Annotated in this window: 22 protein-coding genes; 21 read left to right on the top strand and 1 reads right to left on the bottom strand. The window is 70.2% G+C overall.

The annotated features are described in order from the left end of the window. The first annotated feature begins 27 nt into the window (after positions 1-27). The 9 genes from rpsH to map all read left to right on the top strand — a co-directional run bounded on the left by rpsH (position 28) and on the right by map (position 5791). Positions 28-426: a 30S ribosomal protein S8 gene (gene rpsH / locus GJR97_RS11235; protein WP_129233342.1), complete on the top strand. Its 399-nt coding sequence runs from the start codon at positions 28-30 to the stop codon at positions 424-426. A gap of 4 nt (positions 427-430) precedes the next feature. Beyond that, the gene (rplF, locus tag GJR97_RS11230; protein WP_154346538.1) at positions 431-967 is read left to right on the top strand and encodes a 50S ribosomal protein L6; all 537 of its coding nucleotides are present in this window, start codon (positions 431-433) and stop codon (positions 965-967) included. Between the two features lie 2 nt (positions 968-969). Beyond that, positions 970-1329, top strand: a complete 360-nt coding sequence (rplR, locus tag GJR97_RS11225) for a 50S ribosomal protein L18 (protein WP_154346537.1) — start codon at positions 970-972, stop codon at positions 1327-1329. After that, positions 1326-2021 carry a 30S ribosomal protein S5 gene (gene rpsE, locus GJR97_RS11220; RefSeq protein WP_324613423.1) on the top strand — a complete coding sequence of 232 codons (696 nt, stop codon included), beginning with the start codon at positions 1326-1328 and terminating at the stop codon, positions 2019-2021. Before rplR ends, rpsE begins: the two co-directional genes overlap by 4 nt. After that, a complete protein-coding gene (gene rpmD, locus GJR97_RS11215) occupies positions 2021-2206 on the top strand; it encodes a 50S ribosomal protein L30 (RefSeq protein WP_129233346.1) in 186 nt (61 codons plus the stop codon). The genes rpsE and rpmD overlap by 1 nt, the downstream gene beginning before the upstream one ends. Continuing rightward, entirely contained in the window at positions 2206-2880 is a 675-nt protein-coding gene (gene rplO / locus GJR97_RS11210; RefSeq protein WP_154346536.1) for a 50S ribosomal protein L15, read from the top strand. The genes rpmD and rplO overlap by 1 nt, the downstream gene beginning before the upstream one ends. Positions 2881-2997: 117 nt before the next feature. Next, the gene (gene secY / locus GJR97_RS11205) at positions 2998-4320 is read left to right on the top strand and encodes a preprotein translocase subunit SecY (RefSeq protein WP_324613422.1); all 1323 of its coding nucleotides are present in this window, start codon (positions 2998-3000) and stop codon (positions 4318-4320) included. Continuing rightward, positions 4317-4952 carry an adenylate kinase gene (locus GJR97_RS11200; RefSeq protein WP_154346534.1) on the top strand — a complete coding sequence of 212 codons (636 nt, stop codon included), beginning with the start codon at positions 4317-4319 and terminating at the stop codon, positions 4950-4952. Before secY ends, GJR97_RS11200 begins: the two co-directional genes overlap by 4 nt. An 11-nt stretch (positions 4953-4963) precedes the next feature. After that, positions 4964-5791: a type I methionyl aminopeptidase gene (gene map / locus GJR97_RS11195; RefSeq protein WP_324613421.1), complete on the top strand. Its 828-nt coding sequence runs from the start codon at positions 4964-4966 to the stop codon at positions 5789-5791. A gap of 21 nt (positions 5792-5812) precedes the next feature. On the opposite strand, the gene GJR97_RS11190 is transcribed toward map, so the two are convergent. After that, positions 5813-7732 (bottom strand): BglG family transcription antiterminator, encoded by a 1920-nt coding sequence (locus GJR97_RS11190; protein WP_324613420.1) that lies wholly within the window; start codon positions 7730-7732, stop codon positions 5813-5815. Positions 7733-7960: 228 nt separating this feature from the next. Between GJR97_RS11190 and GJR97_RS11185 the strand changes: the two genes are divergently transcribed. The 12 genes from GJR97_RS11185 (at position 7961) to rplQ (ending at position 16867) form a co-directional block, all read left to right on the top strand. After that, entirely contained in the window at positions 7961-8272 is a 312-nt protein-coding gene (locus GJR97_RS11185) for a PTS sugar transporter subunit IIB (protein ID WP_195760677.1), read from the top strand. A 91-nt stretch (positions 8273-8363) separates the two neighbouring features. Continuing rightward, positions 8364-8630 carry an HPr family phosphocarrier protein gene (locus tag GJR97_RS11180; RefSeq protein ID WP_129233352.1) on the top strand — a complete coding sequence of 89 codons (267 nt, stop codon included), beginning with the start codon at positions 8364-8366 and terminating at the stop codon, positions 8628-8630. A 45-nt stretch (positions 8631-8675) separates the two neighbouring features. Then, positions 8676-10358: a phosphoenolpyruvate--protein phosphotransferase gene (gene ptsP / locus GJR97_RS11175; protein WP_154346947.1), complete on the top strand. Its 1683-nt coding sequence runs from the start codon at positions 8676-8678 to the stop codon at positions 10356-10358. Positions 10359-10457: 99 nt separating this feature from the next. Continuing rightward, on the top strand, positions 10458-11909 hold the full coding sequence (locus GJR97_RS11170) for a PTS mannitol transporter subunit IICB (RefSeq protein WP_324613419.1): 1452 nt from the start codon (positions 10458-10460) through the stop codon (positions 11907-11909). 161 nt (positions 11910-12070) lie between these two features. After that, a complete protein-coding gene (locus GJR97_RS18280) occupies positions 12071-12511 on the top strand; it encodes a PTS sugar transporter subunit IIA (RefSeq protein WP_154346531.1) in 441 nt (146 codons plus the stop codon). Continuing rightward, positions 12508-13656, top strand: a complete 1149-nt coding sequence (locus GJR97_RS11160) for a mannitol-1-phosphate 5-dehydrogenase (protein ID WP_324613418.1) — start codon at positions 12508-12510, stop codon at positions 13654-13656. The genes GJR97_RS18280 and GJR97_RS11160 overlap by 4 nt, the downstream gene beginning before the upstream one ends. Before the next feature lie 151 nt (positions 13657-13807). Next, entirely contained in the window at positions 13808-14029 is a 222-nt protein-coding gene (gene infA / locus GJR97_RS11155; RefSeq protein ID WP_011186713.1) for a translation initiation factor IF-1, read from the top strand. A gap of 70 nt (positions 14030-14099) precedes the next feature. Beyond that, positions 14100-14213, top strand: a complete 114-nt coding sequence (gene rpmJ, locus GJR97_RS11150) for a 50S ribosomal protein L36 (RefSeq protein ID WP_056734976.1) — start codon at positions 14100-14102, stop codon at positions 14211-14213. Between the two features lie 130 nt (positions 14214-14343). After that, positions 14344-14724 carry a 30S ribosomal protein S13 gene (rpsM, locus tag GJR97_RS11145; protein WP_129234454.1) on the top strand — a complete coding sequence of 127 codons (381 nt, stop codon included), beginning with the start codon at positions 14344-14346 and terminating at the stop codon, positions 14722-14724. Between the two features lie 32 nt (positions 14725-14756). Next, positions 14757-15155: a 30S ribosomal protein S11 gene (rpsK, locus tag GJR97_RS11140; protein ID WP_022889749.1), complete on the top strand. Its 399-nt coding sequence runs from the start codon at positions 14757-14759 to the stop codon at positions 15153-15155. A 133-nt stretch (positions 15156-15288) separates the two neighbouring features. Then, entirely contained in the window at positions 15289-16275 is a 987-nt protein-coding gene (locus tag GJR97_RS11135) for a DNA-directed RNA polymerase subunit alpha (protein WP_129234455.1), read from the top strand. A 46-nt stretch (positions 16276-16321) separates the two neighbouring features. Next, the gene (gene rplQ, locus GJR97_RS11130) at positions 16322-16867 is read left to right on the top strand and encodes a 50S ribosomal protein L17 (protein WP_154346530.1); all 546 of its coding nucleotides are present in this window, start codon (positions 16322-16324) and stop codon (positions 16865-16867) included. Positions 16868-16877 lie beyond the last annotated feature (10 nt).

The following is a 16877-nucleotide window of genomic DNA, read 5'->3' as shown; positions in this document are numbered from 1 at the left end:
CCTGGTGAACGTAAGGAAACCAGTGTCATGACGATGACCGACCCGGTCGCTGACATGCTGACGCGCCTGCGCAACGCCAACTCCGCGCACCACGACACCGTGTCGATGCCGCACTCCAAGCTCAAGGGGCACATCGCCGAGATCCTCAAGTCCGAGGGCTACATCTCCGGCTTCGAGGTCGCCGACGCGCGCGTGGGCAAGACGCTCACGCTGCAGCTCAAGTTCGGCCCGAACCGCGAGCGCTCGATCGCGGGCATCAAGCGCGTGTCGAAGCCCGGCCTCCGCGTGTACGCGAAGTCGACCGAGATCCCCAAGGTGCTCGGCGGCCTCGGCGTCGCGATCCTGTCCACTTCCAGCGGTCTGCTGACGGACCGCCAGGCCGAGAAGAAGGGCGTGGGTGGGGAAGTCCTCGCCTACGTGTGGTAGATCCATGTCACGAATCGGACGACTTCCCATCGACATCCCCGCCGGTGTCGACGTCAAGGTCGACGGCCGCGCCGTCACCGTGAAGGGCCCGAAGGGCGAGCTCGCACTCACCGTGGCGCAGCCCATCGAGGTCAAGGTCGAGGACAACCAGGTCCTCGTCACCCGCCCCGACGACGAGCGCGAGTCGCGCTCGCTGCACGGTCTCACCCGGAGCCTCATCGCCAACGACATCGTCGGCGTCACCCAGGGCTACTCCAAGGGCCTCGAGATCGTCGGCACCGGGTACCGCGTCGCGCAGAAGGGCAGCGCGGTCGAGTTCGCGCTCGGCTTCTCGCACCCGGTCACCGTCGAGCCGCCCGCCGGCATCACGCTGACGGTCGAGGGCAACAACAAGATCACCGTCTCGGGCATCTCGAAGCAGGCCGTCGGTGAGACCGCCGCCAACATCCGCAAGATCAAGAAGCCCGAGCCCTACAAGGGCAAGGGCATCCGCTACGCCGGCGAGGTCGTGCGTCGCAAGGCCGGAAAGGCTGGTAAGTAATCATGGCCGTCAAGAGCAAGTCGGCTGCGCGTTCGCGCCGCCACACCCGGCTTCGCAAGAAGATCGTCGGCACCGAGCTGCGTCCCCGTCTCGTGGTGACGCGTTCGGCCCGCCACGTCTTCGTGCAGGTCGTCGACGACAGCAAGGGCCACACCGTGGCCTCCGCCTCGACCATGGAGGCAGACCTCCGTGCGTTCGAGGGTGACAAGACCGCCAAGGCGAAGAAGGTCGGCGAGCTCGTCGCCGAGCGCGCGAAGCAGGCCGGCGTCGACGCGGTCGTGTTCGACCGCGGCGGCAACAAGTACGCCGGTCGCGTCGCAGCGATCGCCGACGGAGCGCGAGAGGCAGGACTGAGCCTGTGAGCGAGAACACTGTGAAGGAGACCGAGGTGGCCGCAGAGGCACCCGTCGAGACGGCAGCTTCCTCGGAGCCGCCGCGCAACGAGCGCGAGGGTCGCCGCGGCGGCCGCGATCGCGGCCAGGGCCGCGACCGTCGCGAGCGCGACGCCGAGAAGAGCCAGTTCCTCGAGCGCGTCGTCACCATCAACCGCGTGTCGAAGGTCGTCAAGGGCGGCCGTCGCTTCAGCTTCACGGCGCTCGTCGTCGTGGGTGACGGCAACGGTCTCGTCGGCGTCGGCTACGGCAAGGCGCGCGAGGTGCCGACCGCGATCTCGAAGGGCGTCGAGGAGGCGAAGAAGAACTTCTTCCGCGTCCCGCGCGTCGGCGCGTCGATCCCGCACCCCGTCCAGGGCGAGGCGGCCGCCGGTGTGGTGCTCCTGCGCCCGGCCGGCCCCGGTACCGGTGTCATCGCCGGTGGCCCGGTCCGCGCCGTGCTCGAGTGCGCGGGCATCCACGACGTCCTGAGCAAGTCGCTCGGTTCGTCGAACACCATCAACATCGTGCACGCCACGGTCGAGGCGCTCAAGCAGCTCGAGGAGCCGCGCGCCGTCGCCGCGCGTCGTGGTCTCGACTACGACGAGGTCGCGCCCGCCCGCCTGCTGCGTGCCGAGGCCCAGGCGGCCGAGGCCGCCGCAGCAGCGAAGGCAGGTGCCTGATGGCCAAGCAGCTCAAGGTGACCCAGATCAAGTCCAAGGTGAGCGAGAAGCAGAACCAGCGCGACACGCTGCGCAGCCTCGGTCTCAAGAAGATCGGCCAGAGCGTCGTTCGCGAGGACACCCCCCAGGTGCGCGGCTACGTGAACACGGTCGCCCACCTCGTGACGGTTGAGGAGATCGACTAATGGCTGACGAGACGAAGGACGTCGCCGCCGAGGAGACCCCGAAGAAGGCTCCCGCGAAGAAGGCCGCCGCCAAGCCGGCCGCCGAGAAGAAGGCTCCGGCCAAGCCGGCCGCCGAGAAGAAGGCTCCGGCCAAGGCCGCCGCCAAGTCCGACGACGCGAAGGCCGAGAAGGCCCCCGCGAAGAAGGCTCCGGCGAAGAAGGCCCCGGCCAAGAAGGAGTCGGAGGACGTCGTGCGCGAGCCGGTCCTCAAGGTGCACCACCTGCGCCCGGCGCCCGGCGCCAAGAAGGACCGCACCCGTGTGGGTCGCGGTGAGGGCTCGAAGGGCAAGACCGCCGGTCGCGGCACGAAGGGCACCAAGGCCCGCAACACCGTGCGCCCCGGCTTCGAGGGCGGCCAGCTTCCGTACCACATGCGTGCGCCGAAGCTCCGCGGCTTCAAGAACCCGTTCCGCGTCGAGTACCAGGTGGTCAACCTGGACAAGCTCGCCGAGCTCTACCCGAAGGGCGGCGACGTCACCGTCGACGACCTGGTGGCCAAGGGTGCCGTCCGGAAGAACGAGCGCGTCAAGGTGCTCGGCAACGGCGACATCCAGGTGAAGCTCAACGTCGCGGTCGACAAGGTCTCCGGCTCCGCAGAGCAGAAGATCGTCGCTGCGGGCGGCTCGGTCAAGTAAGGCCGCTGCACCACACACGGAATTCGAGCCTGTCGGGACCTCGCGTATGATTCACGGGGGTCTCGACAGGCTCGAGCCGCATTCATACTGGCTGCGGCGTCAGTAACAGGAGGACGAGTGTTCAACGCCATCGGGCGGATCTTCCGCACCCCCGACCTTCGCCGGAAGATCGGTTTCACGCTGGGCATCATCGCCCTGTTCCGCCTCGGCTCGTTCATCCCGGCGCCGTTCGTGGACTTCGGCAACGTCCAGCAGTGCCTGGCGGCGAACCAGGGGGCGTCCGGCCTCTACGAGCTCGTCAACCTCTTCTCCGGCGGCGCGCTCCTCCAGCTGTCGATCTTCGCGCTGGGCATCATGCCGTACATCACGGCGTCGATCATCGTGCAGCTGCTGCGCGTGGTCATCCCCCACTTCGAGACCCTCTACAAGGAGGGCCAGTCCGGCCAGGCGCGCCTCACGCAGTACACGCGCTACCTGACGATCGCGCTCGGCGTCCTGCAGTCCACGACGCTCATCACGGTGGCCCGCTCGGGCGCGCTGTTCCCGGCGAACTCCGACCCCGCGTGCTCGCAGCTCATCACGAACGACGCCTGGTACGCGATCCTGCTCATGGTCGTCACGATGACCGCCGGCACCGGACTCATCATGTGGATGGGCGAGCTCGTCACCGAGCGCGGCGTCGGCAACGGCATGTCGCTGCTCATCTTCACCTCGATCGCCGCGACGTTCCCGACCTCGCTCTGGGCGATCGGCGTCGCACGCGGCTGGGACGTCTTCGCGCTCGTGCTCGCGATCGGCCTGCTCGTCGTCGTGGCCGTCGTGTTCGTCGAGCAGTCGCAACGGCGAGTCCCGGTCCAGTACGCCAAGCGCATGGTCGGGCGTCGCACGTACGGCGGCAACAACACCTACATCCCGATCAAGGTGAACATGGCCGGCGTCGTGCCCGTCATCTTCGCCTCGTCGCTGCTCTACCTGCCTGCGCTCATCGCGCAGTTCAACCAGCCCGCCGCCGGCGAGGAGCCGCAGGCCTGGGTCGTGTGGATCACGAACTACCTGACGCAGGGCGATCACCCGCTCTACATGCTCCTGTACTTCCTGCTCATCGTCGGCTTCACGTACTTCTACGTGGCGATCACGTTCAACCCCGACGACGTCGCCGAGAACATGAAGAAGTACGGCGGCTTCATCCCCGGCATCCGCGCGGGCCGCCCGACCGCCGAGTACCTCGACTACGTCCTCACGCGCATCACGCTGCCGGGTTCGATCTACCTCGGCCTCATCGCACTGCTGCCGCTCGTCGCGTTCTCGTGGTTCGGCGCGAACCAGAACTTCCCGTTCGGCGGCGCGTCGATCCTGATCATCGTGGGCGTCGGCCTCGAGACCGTGAAGCAGATCGACGCCCAGCTCCAGCAGCGCCACTACGAAGGACTCCTCCGATGACGCAGACCCCCTCAGCCCGCTTCCTCATCGTCGGCCCGCAGGGGTCCGGCAAGGGCACGCAGGGCGTGCTCGTGGCCGAGGCCTTCGGCGTCCCGCAGGTCGCCACCGGCGACATCTTCCGCGAGAACGTCAAGGGCGGCACCGAGCTCGGCAAGCGGGTCCAGGCGATCATCGAGGCCGGCGACCTCGTCCCCGACGAGCTGACCAGCGAGCTGGTCCGCGATCGCCTCGAGCAGGCGGATGCCGCCGACGGCTTCCTCCTCGACGGGTACCCGCGCAACCGCGGCCAGGTCGACGACCTCGGGGCGTTCCTCACGGGCCGGGGCGAGTCGCTCGACGCGGTCATCGAGCTCGTGGTGCCGCGCGAGGAGTCGATCACCCGTCTCCGTCAGCGCGCCCTCGACCAGGGCCGGACGGATGACACGGAGGAGGTCATCGCGAATCGCCTCGCGATCTACGAGCGCGAGACCGCTCCGATCCTCGACGTGTACCGCGAGCACGACCTCGTCGTGCGCATCGACGGCGTCGGAACGCTCGACGAGGTCACGGAGCGCATCTTCGCCGCACTGGCGCAGCGCGGGCTCGAGCCGAACGGCAGCGACGCGCACGGTCGCAGCGCCGGCGCAGCCTGACGGCGCGCCGCGTGTTCGGCCGACTGAAGCTCAAGACGCCGGCCGAGCTGCGCGCCATGGTGCCCGCAGGTGAGGCGACCGCGGCCCTGCTCTCCGCAGCGCGTGAGCGACTCGTCGCAGGCGCCACCCCGCTCGACCTCGACGCCGCGGCCGACGACGTGATCCAGGCGCGCGGCGGCCGCTCGAACTTCCGGCTCGTCCCGGGGTACCGGCACACGCTCTGCGTGTCGGTCGATGACGACGTCGTGCACGGGATCCCCGGCGCGCGGCCGTTCCGGCCCGGCGACATCGTGTCCGTCGACGGCGGCGCGGAGATCGGCGGATGGAACGGCGACGCCGCGTTCACGGTGGTGCTGCCCGACCCCGCCCGGCCCGACGTGGTGCTCGCCCGCGAGCGGCTCGCGGCGGCGGCCGAGCGGTCGCTGTGGGCCGGGATCGCCGCGCTCGCCTCGGCCCGCCACCTGAACGAGGTCGGCGAGGCGATCGAGGCGTCCGTCGAGGCGTCGGGCGACTTCGGCATCCTCGAGGGCTACGGCGGCCACGGCATCGGCCGTTCCATGCACGAGGACCCGTCGGTCTACAACCACGCGGTCCGCGGCCGCGGGCCCCGGGTGCGCCCTGGACTCGTCGTGGCGATCGAGCCGATGATCACGTCGGGCGACCCCGCGACGTTCGTCCGCGAGGACGGCTGGACCGTCGCGACCGCGGACGGCGGGGACGGCGCGCACGTCGAGCACAGCGTCGCCGTGCATGCCGACGGGATCTGGGTGCTCACGGCGCCCGACGGCGGCGCGGCCGGGCTCGCAGAACTGGGCGTGCGGCCGGTGCCGATCGGCTGATCGGCCGCGGCGCGGCATCCGTCAGGTCGCCATGAGGCCGGACAGCTCGGCGAGGAGCCCCGGATAGTCCGTCGCCCCTCGGACCAGCCGGCGGACGTTCTCGGGCTCCGAGAACGCCTCGACGAACTGGTCGAACACCGACTGGAACTCGGCGCGGCCGTCCTCGGCGAACGCGATCAGCGCGACGACGTGCACGTTCGCGTCGCCCCATTCGATCGCCCGCTCGTCGATCGCGATCGCGATGGCGCTCCGGCTGGCCGTCATCGTCATGGCGTGGGGCACGGCGAGCAGGTCGGTGAACGCGGTCGACGACATGCGTTCGCGTTCGAGGGCGCCCTGCACGTACGCGTCGTCGATGACGCCCGCGTCGATGAGGCGCTCGCCGAGCAGGCGGATCACCGCTTCACGATCGCGTCCGCCGACCCCCCGCACGAAGAGCTCGGGCCCGATCGAGTGCGACAGCGTCGAGGCCAGCCGGGCTCGGCGTCGGCCGCGCCGGAGGCGCGCGACCTCCGTGCGCACGCGATCGACGTCGTCGTCCGTCGGGAAGGGCGCGACCGTGACGACCGCCGGCATCGGCGAATCCGGCGGGAGCACCGCGACCACGAGGTCGGCCTCGTCGGGTTCGTCGTCGACGAGGTCGGCCTCGTCGCCCAGTGCGTTCCGCAGCCGCTCGACGAGCAGTGCGCGGGCGTCGTGGTACTCGGGGACGTCGACGGCCACGCGCACGACGTCACCCCTCGATCGGGTGCGCTCGAGCTGCGCGCCGAGGTGCATCGCGAGGTACGCGATCTCGTCGTCGTTGACCGTGATGCCCTCGAGTCGGGCGAGCTCGCTGGCGAGGTAGACCGCGAGGTCGTAGATCAGCGGGTAGGCCGACTTGATGGAGGCGGTGAGCGGGTTGCGCGAGTAGCTCTGCTCGGCGGCCCGGGCTGCCAGGTTCTCGACGTGCAGCGCGAGGCGCTCGATGAACCGGTCGTCGCCGAGTTCGACGAGCCACTCCCGCGAGATGCGCGCGACGATCTCGCGGACGACGGCCTCGCGGGCGGGCCCGTGCTGGGACGTCGCGACGCGCGTGCCGACGAGCCGTGCCAGGTGGTCGAGCTCCGCTCGCGGGAGGCGCACGTCGAACTCCGTGCGCACGAGGCGGTCGAGGAGGCCGGAGAGCGCCGCGGGCGCGGCGGCGGTCGATGCGGCCGCGGCTCCGTCCGCCGCTCCGGCACCCGGCGTCCCGGCGGCGGCGGGAGTCGTCTCGGTGGTCTCAGTGTCCTCCGCATCGACGAGCACGCGATCCCGGCCGACCCGGTCGAGTGCGATCGCGACGTGCAGCAGCACGTCGTCGAGCGCGTACTCGTTCGGCGCGTAGCCGGCCTCGCGGAGGCCCGAGACGAGCGAGGAGCGGAAGCCCTCCATGGACGGGAACCCGGCGCGCAGCGACGACAGGTCGCGGATGCCGCGTCGCCCCTCCTCGCGCACGAGCGAGCCCAGGAGCCGGCGCATGGCCGTCTCGGGGCCCGCGAGTCGGACCCGGCTGCCGTCGCGCACGAGGCTGAGGCCGGAGCCCTGCAGGCGCGCGCGGACCCGGCCGAGGTCGGCCTCGACCGTGGACTCGCTCACGTGCGCCGCCGACGCCACGTCGTGCACGTCGAGCCCGTCGCGGGCGTCGACGAGGTCGCGGATGAGGCGGGCCCGCCGGCCGTCCGGCGTGGCCGCCTCCTCGGCTTCGGAGCGTGCGTGGAGGACCCGCGCCCAGGCCGTGCGGTCCAGGCGGTAGCCGTCGGGTCCGGACTCGACGACCATCTCGCCGGTGCGGTTCGCCTGCGCGACGTAGGACCGGACGGTGCGGTCGGAGACCCCGAGTCGGTCGGCGAGGCGTGCTGCGGTCACCGCGGCGTCGTCGTCGGCGAGGGCCTCGACGAGACGCTCCCAGTTCTCCGACACCTTCGACCTGCTCCGATCATCGCCGCCGCGGCGCGCACGTTCGTCGGGCGGGTGCAGCCCAGTCAACCACCTGCGGGGCGGCCGGGGGAGCGGATGCGACGCATCTTCCGGGGGTGCGGAAGCGGATCTGTTGGCGGCGCTCGCCGGCCGGGGAGCAGACTCTGTGGTGTTCGCGGCATCCGCCGTGACCGATCGAAGAGGACCGGGCCGGGCTCGGCGAGGAGGCCGATGATGCGGATCGTCGTGGTGTGCGGAGCAGGTGCGTCGAGCACCTTCGCCGCGCTGCGCATCCGCCGGGCCGCCGAGGCGCGGGGCATCGCCGCCGACGTCCGAGCGGCCGGCGAGCAGAACCTCGCCGACGCGCTCGAGGGCGCCGATGCGCTGCTCGTGGGCGTGCACCTCGTGCCGCGGCTCGGTTCGCTCGAGCAGCTGGCGATCGAGGCATCCGTGCCCGTCGCCGTGCTGCCCGACGAGACGCGCGCCCTGGACGGCGATGCAGCGCTCGACCTCGCGATCGCGATCATCGGAGCCCGAGCATGAACACGCCCACGCCGCGCAACCCTGTTCCCACAGCGCAGGCACGGGTCTATGGTGAACACGGGAACGGACGCCAGCGACGGAGGCCGGAGACATGGTGGAGCGCACTGTTCGAGTCGGATCGAGCCACGGACTGCACGCCAGGCCGGCGAAGCTCTTCACGCAGGCCGCCGCTGCATCCGGGGCGAGCGTCACGATCGCGAAGGCAGGAGGCGCTCCCGTCAACGCGGCGAGCATCCTCGCCGTCATCGCGCAGGGCATCGACCACGGCGACGAGGTCACCGTGGCCGTCGACGGCGGCGACGAGCAGCGTGTGCTCGACGAGCTCGTCGAGCTGCTCAGCACCGATCACGACGAGTAGCCCGAGGCGTCCGTCGCCCATCGAACCGAACGGGGAGGGCGAGTGATGGAGTTCAGAGGCACCGGCATCGGCCAGGGAGTGGCCGTCGGTCCAGTCGTACGGATGGCCGAGCGGCTGCCGGAACCGGTGGATCGACCGAGCCACCTGGACCCGGCCCGCGAGGAGGAGCGTGCCCGCGCGTCAGTCTCGGTCGTCGCGGACGACCTGCAGCGCAAGGGCGCGCAGGCCGGCGGCGCCGCACAGGACGTGCTCGAGGCGCAGGCCATGATGGCCGAGGACCCGACGCTCATGGACGACGTCGTGAAGCGGCTCGCCGACGGCAAGACCGCCGAGCGCGCCGTGTTCGAGGCGTTCGCGGCGTTCCGCGACCTGCTGACGTCCATGGGCGGCTACATGGGCGAGCGCGCCGCCGACCTCGACGACGTGTCGCAGCGCGTGGTGGCGCACCTGCTCAAGGTGCCGGCGCCGGGCGTGCCCAATCCGGGCCATCCGTTCGTGCTCGTCGCCCGCGACCTCGCGCCGGCCGACACGGCGCTCCTCGACCTGGGCCAGGTGCTGGGACTCGTCACGATCGACGGTGGGCCGACCTCGCATACGGCGATCCTCGCCCGCGAGAAGTCCATCGTCGCGGTGGTCGGGGCAGCGGATGCCGCGAGCCTCGCCGACGGCGACACGGTGATCGTCGACGCCGAGAACGACCTGGTCGTCCAAGCGCCCGCACCCGAAGCCGTCGCGGCGGCGAAGGAGCGGATCGCGGAGCGCGCGGCGCGCGCCGCGGCGCCGATCACGCCGGGCGCGCTCGCCGACGGCACTGCGGTGCCACTGCTGGCGAACCTCGGCTCGGCCGACGGCGCGGCCGGTGCGGTCGAGCTCGGCGCCGAGGGCGTCGGCCTCTTCCGCACCGAGTTCCTCTTCCTCGACGCCGACCGCGCGCCGAGCGTCAGCGAGCAGCAGGAGCAGTACACGCGCATGCTGTCGGCGTTCGCCGGGAAGAAGGTGGTCGTGCGCGTGCTCGACGCCGGTGCGGACAAGCCGCTCGCCTTCCTGAACGACGCCGAGGAGGAGAACCCGGCACTCGGGCTCCGCGGCATCCGTGCCCTTCGCCACGCCGAGGTGATCCTGCGCGAGCAGCTCACCGCGCTCGCTGCGGCCGACGCCGCGACCGACGCCGACCTGTGGGTCATGGCACCGATGATCGCGACCGTCGACGAGACCCGGTACTTCGTCGAGCTCTGCCGCGAGCTCGGCCTGAAGACCGCCGGCGTGATGGTCGAGACGCCGTCCGCGGCGCTCATCGCCGACCGCGTCCTCGGCGTCGCCGACTTCGCGTCGATCGGCACCAACGACCTGACCCAGTACACGATGGCCGCCGACCGGCTGCTCGGCACGGTCGCGAACCTGCAGGACCCGTGGGCACCGGCCGTGCTGCGGCTGGTCGCCGAGGTCGGCGCCGCCGGCGGCCGGCTCGGCAAGCCCGTCGGCATCTGCGGCGAGGCCGCCGCCGATCCGCTCCTCGCCGTGGTCCTCGTCGGACTCGGCGCCACCACCCTGTCGATGTCCCCATCGGCACTCGCAGACGTCCGCGCCTCCCTCGCGCGGTACACCCGGGAGGATGCCGAGCGCATCGCCCGGGCAGCCCTGGCCGCAGAGGGAGCGGTCGAGGCGAAGCAGGCGGCGAAACTGGCCGCCGAATCCGCACCCACCCCCACCGGCACGACCGTGCCGTGACCCAGCACTGGAGGCATCATGACGACGACGTCAGCTGAGGCGAAGCGACCCGGGGGAGCCCGAGTAGCCGTCCAGCGATTCGGAACCTTCCTCAGCGGCATGATCATGCCGAACATCGCGGCGTTCATCGCCTGGGGATTCATCACCGCGCTGTTCATCCAGGTCGGGCCCTTCCCGATCCCGGAGATCGGCGGGTTCCCGAGCCCCGACGGTACGGAGAACATCGGCCTCGTCGGTCCGATGATCACCTACCTGCTGCCGCTCCTCATCGCGAACATGGGCGGCCGGATGGTCTACGACACCCGTGGCGGCGTCGTCGGCACCATCGCGACCGTGGGCGTGATCGTGGGCGCCGGCATCCCGATGTTCATCGGCGCCATGATCATGGGACCGCTCGCGGCCTGGGTCATGAAGCAGGTCGACCGCATCTGGGAGGGCAAGATCAAGGCCGGCTTCGAGATGCTGGTCAACAACTTCTCCGCAGGCATCGTCGGCATGCTGCTCGCGCTCGTCGGCTTCTACGCGTTCGCGCCGGCCGTCACCGCGGTCAGCAACGGCCTCGAGGCCGCGGTGAACTGGCTGGTCCTCGCGGGCCTCCTGCCGCTCGTCTCGATCCTCGTCGAGCCCGGCAAGGTGCTCTTCCTCAACAACGCCATCAACCACGGCGTCTTCACGCCGCTCGGCGTGCAGCAGTCCGAGGAGACCGGCAAGTCGATCCTGTTCCTCATCGAGGCCAACCCCGGCCCCGGTCTCGGCATCCTGCTCGCGTTCGCGATCTTCGGAGTGGGCCTCGCCAGGGCGAGCGCGCCGGGCGCCATCATCATCCAGTTCCTGGGTGGCATCCACGAGATCTACTTCCCGTACGTGCTGATGAAGCCGATGCTCATCATCGCGGCCATCGCGGGCGGCATGACCGGTGTGGCGACGAACGTCCTGTTCTCGAGCGGCCTCCGCGCCCCTGCGGCGCCGGGCAGCATCTTCGCGGTGCTGATCCAGACCGCGTCGGACAGCTACGTCGGCGTCATCCTCTCGGTGGTCCTCGCCGCGACGGTGTCGTTCGTGATCTCCGCGATCATCCTCCGGGCCAGCCGAAAGCGCGACCTCGAGAAGGAGGGCGCCGGCGACCTCTCGGCGGCGATCGCGCAGACCCAGGCCAACAAGGGCAAGGAGTCGAGCGTGCTCTCCGGCCTCCAGTCGGAGGGTGTCGAGGCCGGTGCCGGCCTCATCGCCGAGGGCGAGCAGGCGGCGTTCGAGCACAAGCCGATCCACTCGATCATCTTCGCCTGCGACGCGGGCATGGGTTCGAGCGCGATGGGCGCGACGGTCCTGCGGAACAAGATCAAGAAGGCCGGCATCGACAGCGTCACGGTGACGAACAAGGCGATCGCCAATCTCTCCGACGACGTCGACCTGGTCATCACGCACCAGGACCTCACGGAGCGGGCCAAGCTGCAGTCGCCGAGTGCCCTGCACGTGTCCGTCGAGAACTTCATGAACTCGCCGAAGTACGACGAGATCGTGAACCTCCTCGAGTCGGAGGGCGTCCGCTGACGACCCCGCCCGACGGATGACGCGGCGCCCGAGGCGCGGCCCCACCCCCGGGTGGCGGTCGCGGCTCGGGCGGTCGCGTCGTCCGGCCCGCGGCTCGTGAGCCGCACACCACGCCAGACCTCGACCACGACCACGAAGCCCCGAGGAAGAAGGAGCCACCCATGACCGACCAGATCCTCTCGCCCGGCGACGTCCGCCTGGCCCCCGGCTCGGCGACTCGCGACGAGGCCATCCGGGCCGCCGGCGCGATCCTCGTCGACGCCGGCGCGGTGCGCCCCGAGTACATCGACTCGATGCTCGAGCGCGAGGGCAGCGTCTCGACCTACATGGGCAACTGGCTCGCCATCCCGCACGGCACGAACGAGGCGAAGGACCAGATCCTGCGCTCGGCGCTCTCCTTCATCCGGTACGACGAGCCCGTCGACTGGGGCGGCGAGCAGGCGCGGTTCGTGGTCGGCATCGCCGGGATCGGCGACGAGCACCTCGAGATCCTGTCGAAGATCGCGATGATCTTCTCCGACGAGGACGAGGTCGGCAAGCTCCTGGCCGCCGGCTCATCCGACGAACTCGTCGCGCTCCTCTCCGAGGTGAACGACTCGTGAAGGCGGTCCACTTCGGCGCCGGCAACATCGGCCGCGGCTTCATCGGCCTGCTCCTCCACGATGCCGGCTACGAGGTCGTCTTCGCCGACGTGAACGCCGAGCTGATCGACGCGCTCGCGGCATCCGACCACTACACCGTGCACGAGGTCGGCGTCGGGGCACGCGACCTCGTCGTCGACCGCTATCGGGCGGTCAACAGCCAGACGGATGCCGCGGCCCTCGCCGCCGAACTCGCCGACGCCGACGTGCTCACCACGGCCGTCGGACCGAACATCCTGCGCTTCATCGCTCCGCACGTGCTGCAGGCGCTGCGCGATCGTTCGCCCGACGCGCCACCGCTCGCCGTCATGGCGTGCGAGAACGCGATCGACGCGACGAGCATGCTGCGCGAGGAGACCCGCCACCTGGCCGGACCGGACGAGTGGCTCGAGCTCGAGCGCCGCGCGGTCTTCGCGAACACCGCCGTCGATCGCATCGTGCCCGGCCAGCCCGAGGGCGCCGGTCTCGACGTGACCGTCGAGACGTTCTCGGAGTGGGCGATCGAGGAGCCGCCGTTCGGCGACGCGCCGCCCGTGATCCCGGGCGCGCACTTCGTCGACCGCCTCGGGCCGTACATCGAGCGGAAGCTGTTCACCGTCAACACGGGGCACGCCTCGACGGCGTACTTCGGGTTCCTCGCCGGTCACGAGCGCATCGCCGAGGCGCTCGCCGACGCCTCGGTCGCCGAGCGCGTCGAGCGGGTGCTGCACGAGACGTCCGCCCTCATCGTCGCCAAGCACGGCTTCGGCGAGGGGGAGATGGCCGAGTACCGCGAGGTCATCCTGGCGCGCTTCCGCAATGAGGGGCTGCCCGACACGGTCGAACGAGTGGGGCGCCAGCCGCTTCGGAAGCTCTCGCGACGGGAGCGGTTCATCGCGCCCGCGGCGGAGCTCGCCGAGCGGGGGCTCCCGGTCGACGCGCTGCTCGCCGCCGTCGAGGCGGCGTTGGGCTTCGACGTGCCGGCCGACCCGGAGAGCGTGGAACTGCAGGAGCGGCTGGCGACGGATGCCGCGCCGACGTTCGTGCGCGAGGTGTGCGGGATCGAGCCGGGGCATCCGCTGCACGACCGCCTCGTGGAGGTCGTCGGGCGCCGCACCGCAAGCTGACACGCGGCCCGACTGGCGAATCGCGACCGATTCGCCTATAGTTGACCCTTGGTGTTTTGCACACCCGCTTCGGCATGCCCGATGGGTCCTGCCGAGGTCGTGCATCATCATCGCACGACCGACAACCCAAACTCCAAGCGATAGTGAGGCTATGGCCAAGAAAGACGGCGTCATCGAGATCGAAGGCTCGGTCATCGAGGCACTCCCGAACGCGATGTTCCGGGTGGAGCTGACCAACGGGCACAAGGTGCTCGCCCACATCTCCGGAAAGATGCGCCAGCATTACATCCGCATCCTCCCCGAGGACCGCGTGATCGTGGAGCTGAGCCCGTACGACCTGACCCGCGGCCGCATCGTCTACCGCTACAAGTAAGGGCTGTTCGGAAAGTAACGACCCGCGGCACCCCGCGGGTACGAGGACAGCGAAAAAAGGAACAACGACTGTGAAGGTCAACCCCAGCGTCAAGCGCATCTGCGACAAGTGCAAGGTCATCCGCCGCCACGGCCGCGTCATGGTGATCTGCGAGAACCCGCGCCACAAGCAGCGCCAGGGCTAGTCCCGCGCCGACGCAACCGAACACCGGCACACCCACGAACCCGCGCTGAGGCGCGGGGGACACCCTCGGACGGAGGCCGAGGCACCGGGAGTGCTCCACACCTCCGACTCATCCAACAGGAGAAGCCACCATGGCACGTCTGGCAGGAGTCGACATCCCGCGCGAGAAGCGCGTGGAGATCGCACTGACCTACATCTACGGCGTCGGCCGTACCCGCGCGCTGGAGACGCTCGCGGCGACCGGCATCGACGGGAACATCCGCGTCAAGGACCTCAGCGACGACCAGCTCGTCGCGCTCCGCGACCACATCGAGGGGACCTACAAGGTCGAGGGCGACCTCCGCCGCGAGGTCGCCGCCGACATCCGCCGCAAGGTCGAGATCGGCTCCTACGAGGGCATCCGCCACCGCCGCGGTCTTCCGGTCCGCGGTCAGCGCACCAAGACCAACGCTCGTACCCGCAAGGGTCCGAAGCGCACCGTCGCCGGCAAGAAGAAGCCCGGCCGCAAGTAACCGCTCGCGCCAAGATCTAGGAGATTTCGACAATGGCAGCACCCAAGGCGGCGACTCGCAAGCCGCGCAAGAAGGAAAAGAAGAACATCGCCGTGGGCCAGGCCCACATCAAGTCGACGTTCAACAACACCATCGTGTCGATCACCGACACGAACGGTGCCGTGATCAGCTGGGCCTCCTCCGGTGGCGTCGGCTTCAAGGGTTCGCGCAAGTCGACCCCGTTCGCCGCACAGCTCGCCGCCGAGTCGGCCGCCCGCCAGGCGCAGGAGCACGGCATGAAGAAGGTCGACGTCTTCGTCAAGGGCCCGGGCTCGGGACGCGAGACCGCGATCCGCTCGCTCCAGGCCGCAGGCCTCGAGGTCGGCAGCATCAACGACGTGACGCCCCAGGCGCACAACGGCTGCCGCCCCCCGAAGCGCCGCCGCGTCTAGTTCCTCGAGCCGTCGATCGGAGGGCGCTGCATCGCGCGCGCCCTCCGGTCGGCGGGTTCCGTTCCCTCTACAACTCAAGATCCTCGAACTCGCAGGTGTCATATAGCGGACACCCTGCCGAAAGGAATCACCAGTGCTGATCGCACAGCGTCCGACGCTCACCGAAGAGAACATCTCGGAGTTCCGTTCGCGTTTCGTGATCGAGCCCCTCGAGCCGGGCTTCGGTTACACCCTGGGGAACTCGCTCCGTCGCACCCTCCTCTCCTCGATCCCCGGCGCCGCCGTGACGAGCATCCGCATCGACGGCGTGCTCCACGAGTTCTCGACCGTCCCGGGCGTGAAGGAGGATGTCACCGAGATCATCCTCAACATCAAGAACCTGGTCGTCTCCAGCGAGCACGACGAGCCCATCACGGCGTACCTGCGCAAGCAGGGCTCCGGTGAGGTCACCGCCGCCGACATCTCCGCTCCGGCGGGCGTCGAGGTGCACAACCCCGAGCTGGTCATCGCGACGCTCAACGACTCGGCGAAGTTCGAGCTCGAGCTCACGATCGAGCGCGGCCGCGGCTACGTCTCGGCCAGCCAGAACCGCAACGAGTACTCCGAGGCCGGCCAGATCCCGGTCGACTCGATCTACTCGCCGGTCCTCAAGGTCACCTACCGCGTCGAGGCCACCCGCGCCGGCGAGCGCACCGACTTCGACCGCCTCGTGGTCGACGTCGAGTCGAAGCCGGCGATCTCGCCGCGCGACGCGATCGCCTCGGCGGGCCGCACGCTCGTCGAGCTGTTCGGCCTCGCCCGCGAGCTCAACAGCGCCGCCGAGGGCATCGAGATCGGCCCCGCGCCGGTCGACGCCGTGCTCTCGAGCGAGCTGTCGATCCCGATCGAGGACCTCGACCTGTCGGTCCGCTCGTACAACTGCCTCAAGCGCGAGGGCATCAACACGGTGTCGGAGCTCGTGGCCCTGTCGGAGTCGCAGCTGATGAACATCCGCAACTTCGGCCAGAAGTCGGTCGACGAGGTCAAGGACAAGCTCACCGAGATGGGCCTCTCGCTCAAGGACTCGGTCCCCGGCTTCGACGGCGCCCACTTCTACACGGGCTTCGACGACGAGAACTAGCAGGCCACGGGCCGCACCAACCCCACACCACTGGAGATAACGAACCATGCCGAAGCCCACGAAGGGCCCCCGCCTCGGAGGCGGACCCGCGCACGAGCGCCTGCTGCTCGCCAACCTCGCCGCCGCGCTGTTCACGCACAAGCGGATCACCACGACCGAGACCAAGGCCAAGCGCCTGCGTCCGTTCGCCGAGCGCCTGGTGACCTTCGCCAAGCGGGGCGACCTGCACGCGCGCCGTCGCGTGCTCGCCGTGATCGGCGACAAGTCGGTCGTCCACGAGCTGTTCGCGGTCATCGCCCCGCAGGTCGCCGACCGTGAAGGCGGCTACACCCGCATCACCAAGATCGGCAACCGCAAGGGCGACAACGCCCCCATGGCCGTCATCGAGCTCGTGCTCGAGCCGGTCGAGCCGAAGCAGCGCGCCGCGAAGCCGGCCGCCGCCGAGGCGCCCGCCGAGGAGACCCCGGCCGAGACGCCCGAGGCCGAGGTGACCGAGGCCGAGGCCGCGGTCGACGAGGCCGCCGGCGCCGAGGCGTCGGAGGAGTCGGCCGAGGCGCCCGCCGAGGAGACCGAGGCGGCCGAGGCGAAGTAGCCCCGCGCAC

Source organism: Agromyces kandeliae (genome assembly GCF_009674665.1).
GTDB lineage: Bacteria > Actinomycetota > Actinomycetes > Actinomycetales > Microbacteriaceae > Agromyces > Agromyces kandeliae.
This window is presented reverse-complemented; position numbering and strand designations above follow the sequence as displayed.

Bases quoted from the DNA above. Each gene is read 5' to 3' on its own strand.
- rpsH (WP_129233342.1), top strand. From the start codon at position 28: ATGACGATGACCGACCCGGTCGCTGACATGCTGACGCGCCTGCGCAAC.
- rplF (WP_154346538.1), top strand. From the start codon at position 431: ATGTCACGAATCGGACGACTTCCCATCGACATCCCCGCCGGTGTCGAC.
- rplR (WP_154346537.1), top strand. From the start codon at position 970: ATGGCCGTCAAGAGCAAGTCGGCTGCGCGTTCGCGCCGCCACACCCGG.
- rpmD (WP_129233346.1), top strand. From the start codon at position 2,021: ATGGCCAAGCAGCTCAAGGTGACCCAGATCAAGTCCAAGGTGAGCGAG.
- rplO (WP_154346536.1), top strand. From the start codon at position 2,206: ATGGCTGACGAGACGAAGGACGTCGCCGCCGAGGAGACCCCGAAGAAG.
- GJR97_RS11200 (WP_154346534.1), top strand. From the start codon at position 4,317: ATGACGCAGACCCCCTCAGCCCGCTTCCTCATCGTCGGCCCGCAGGGG.
- GJR97_RS11185 (WP_195760677.1), top strand. From the start codon at position 7,961: ATGATGCGGATCGTCGTGGTGTGCGGAGCAGGTGCGTCGAGCACCTTC.
- GJR97_RS11180 (WP_129233352.1), top strand. From the start codon at position 8,364: ATGGTGGAGCGCACTGTTCGAGTCGGATCGAGCCACGGACTGCACGCC.
- ptsP (WP_154346947.1), top strand. From the start codon at position 8,676: ATGGAGTTCAGAGGCACCGGCATCGGCCAGGGAGTGGCCGTCGGTCCA.
- GJR97_RS11170 (WP_324613419.1), top strand. From the start codon at position 10,458: ATGATCATGCCGAACATCGCGGCGTTCATCGCCTGGGGATTCATCACC.
- GJR97_RS18280 (WP_154346531.1), top strand. From the start codon at position 12,071: ATGACCGACCAGATCCTCTCGCCCGGCGACGTCCGCCTGGCCCCCGGC.
- infA (WP_011186713.1), top strand. From the start codon at position 13,808: ATGGCCAAGAAAGACGGCGTCATCGAGATCGAAGGCTCGGTCATCGAG.
- rpsM (WP_129234454.1), top strand. From the start codon at position 14,344: ATGGCACGTCTGGCAGGAGTCGACATCCCGCGCGAGAAGCGCGTGGAG.
- rpsK (WP_022889749.1), top strand. From the start codon at position 14,757: ATGGCAGCACCCAAGGCGGCGACTCGCAAGCCGCGCAAGAAGGAAAAG.
- rplQ (WP_154346530.1), top strand. From the start codon at position 16,322: ATGCCGAAGCCCACGAAGGGCCCCCGCCTCGGAGGCGGACCCGCGCAC.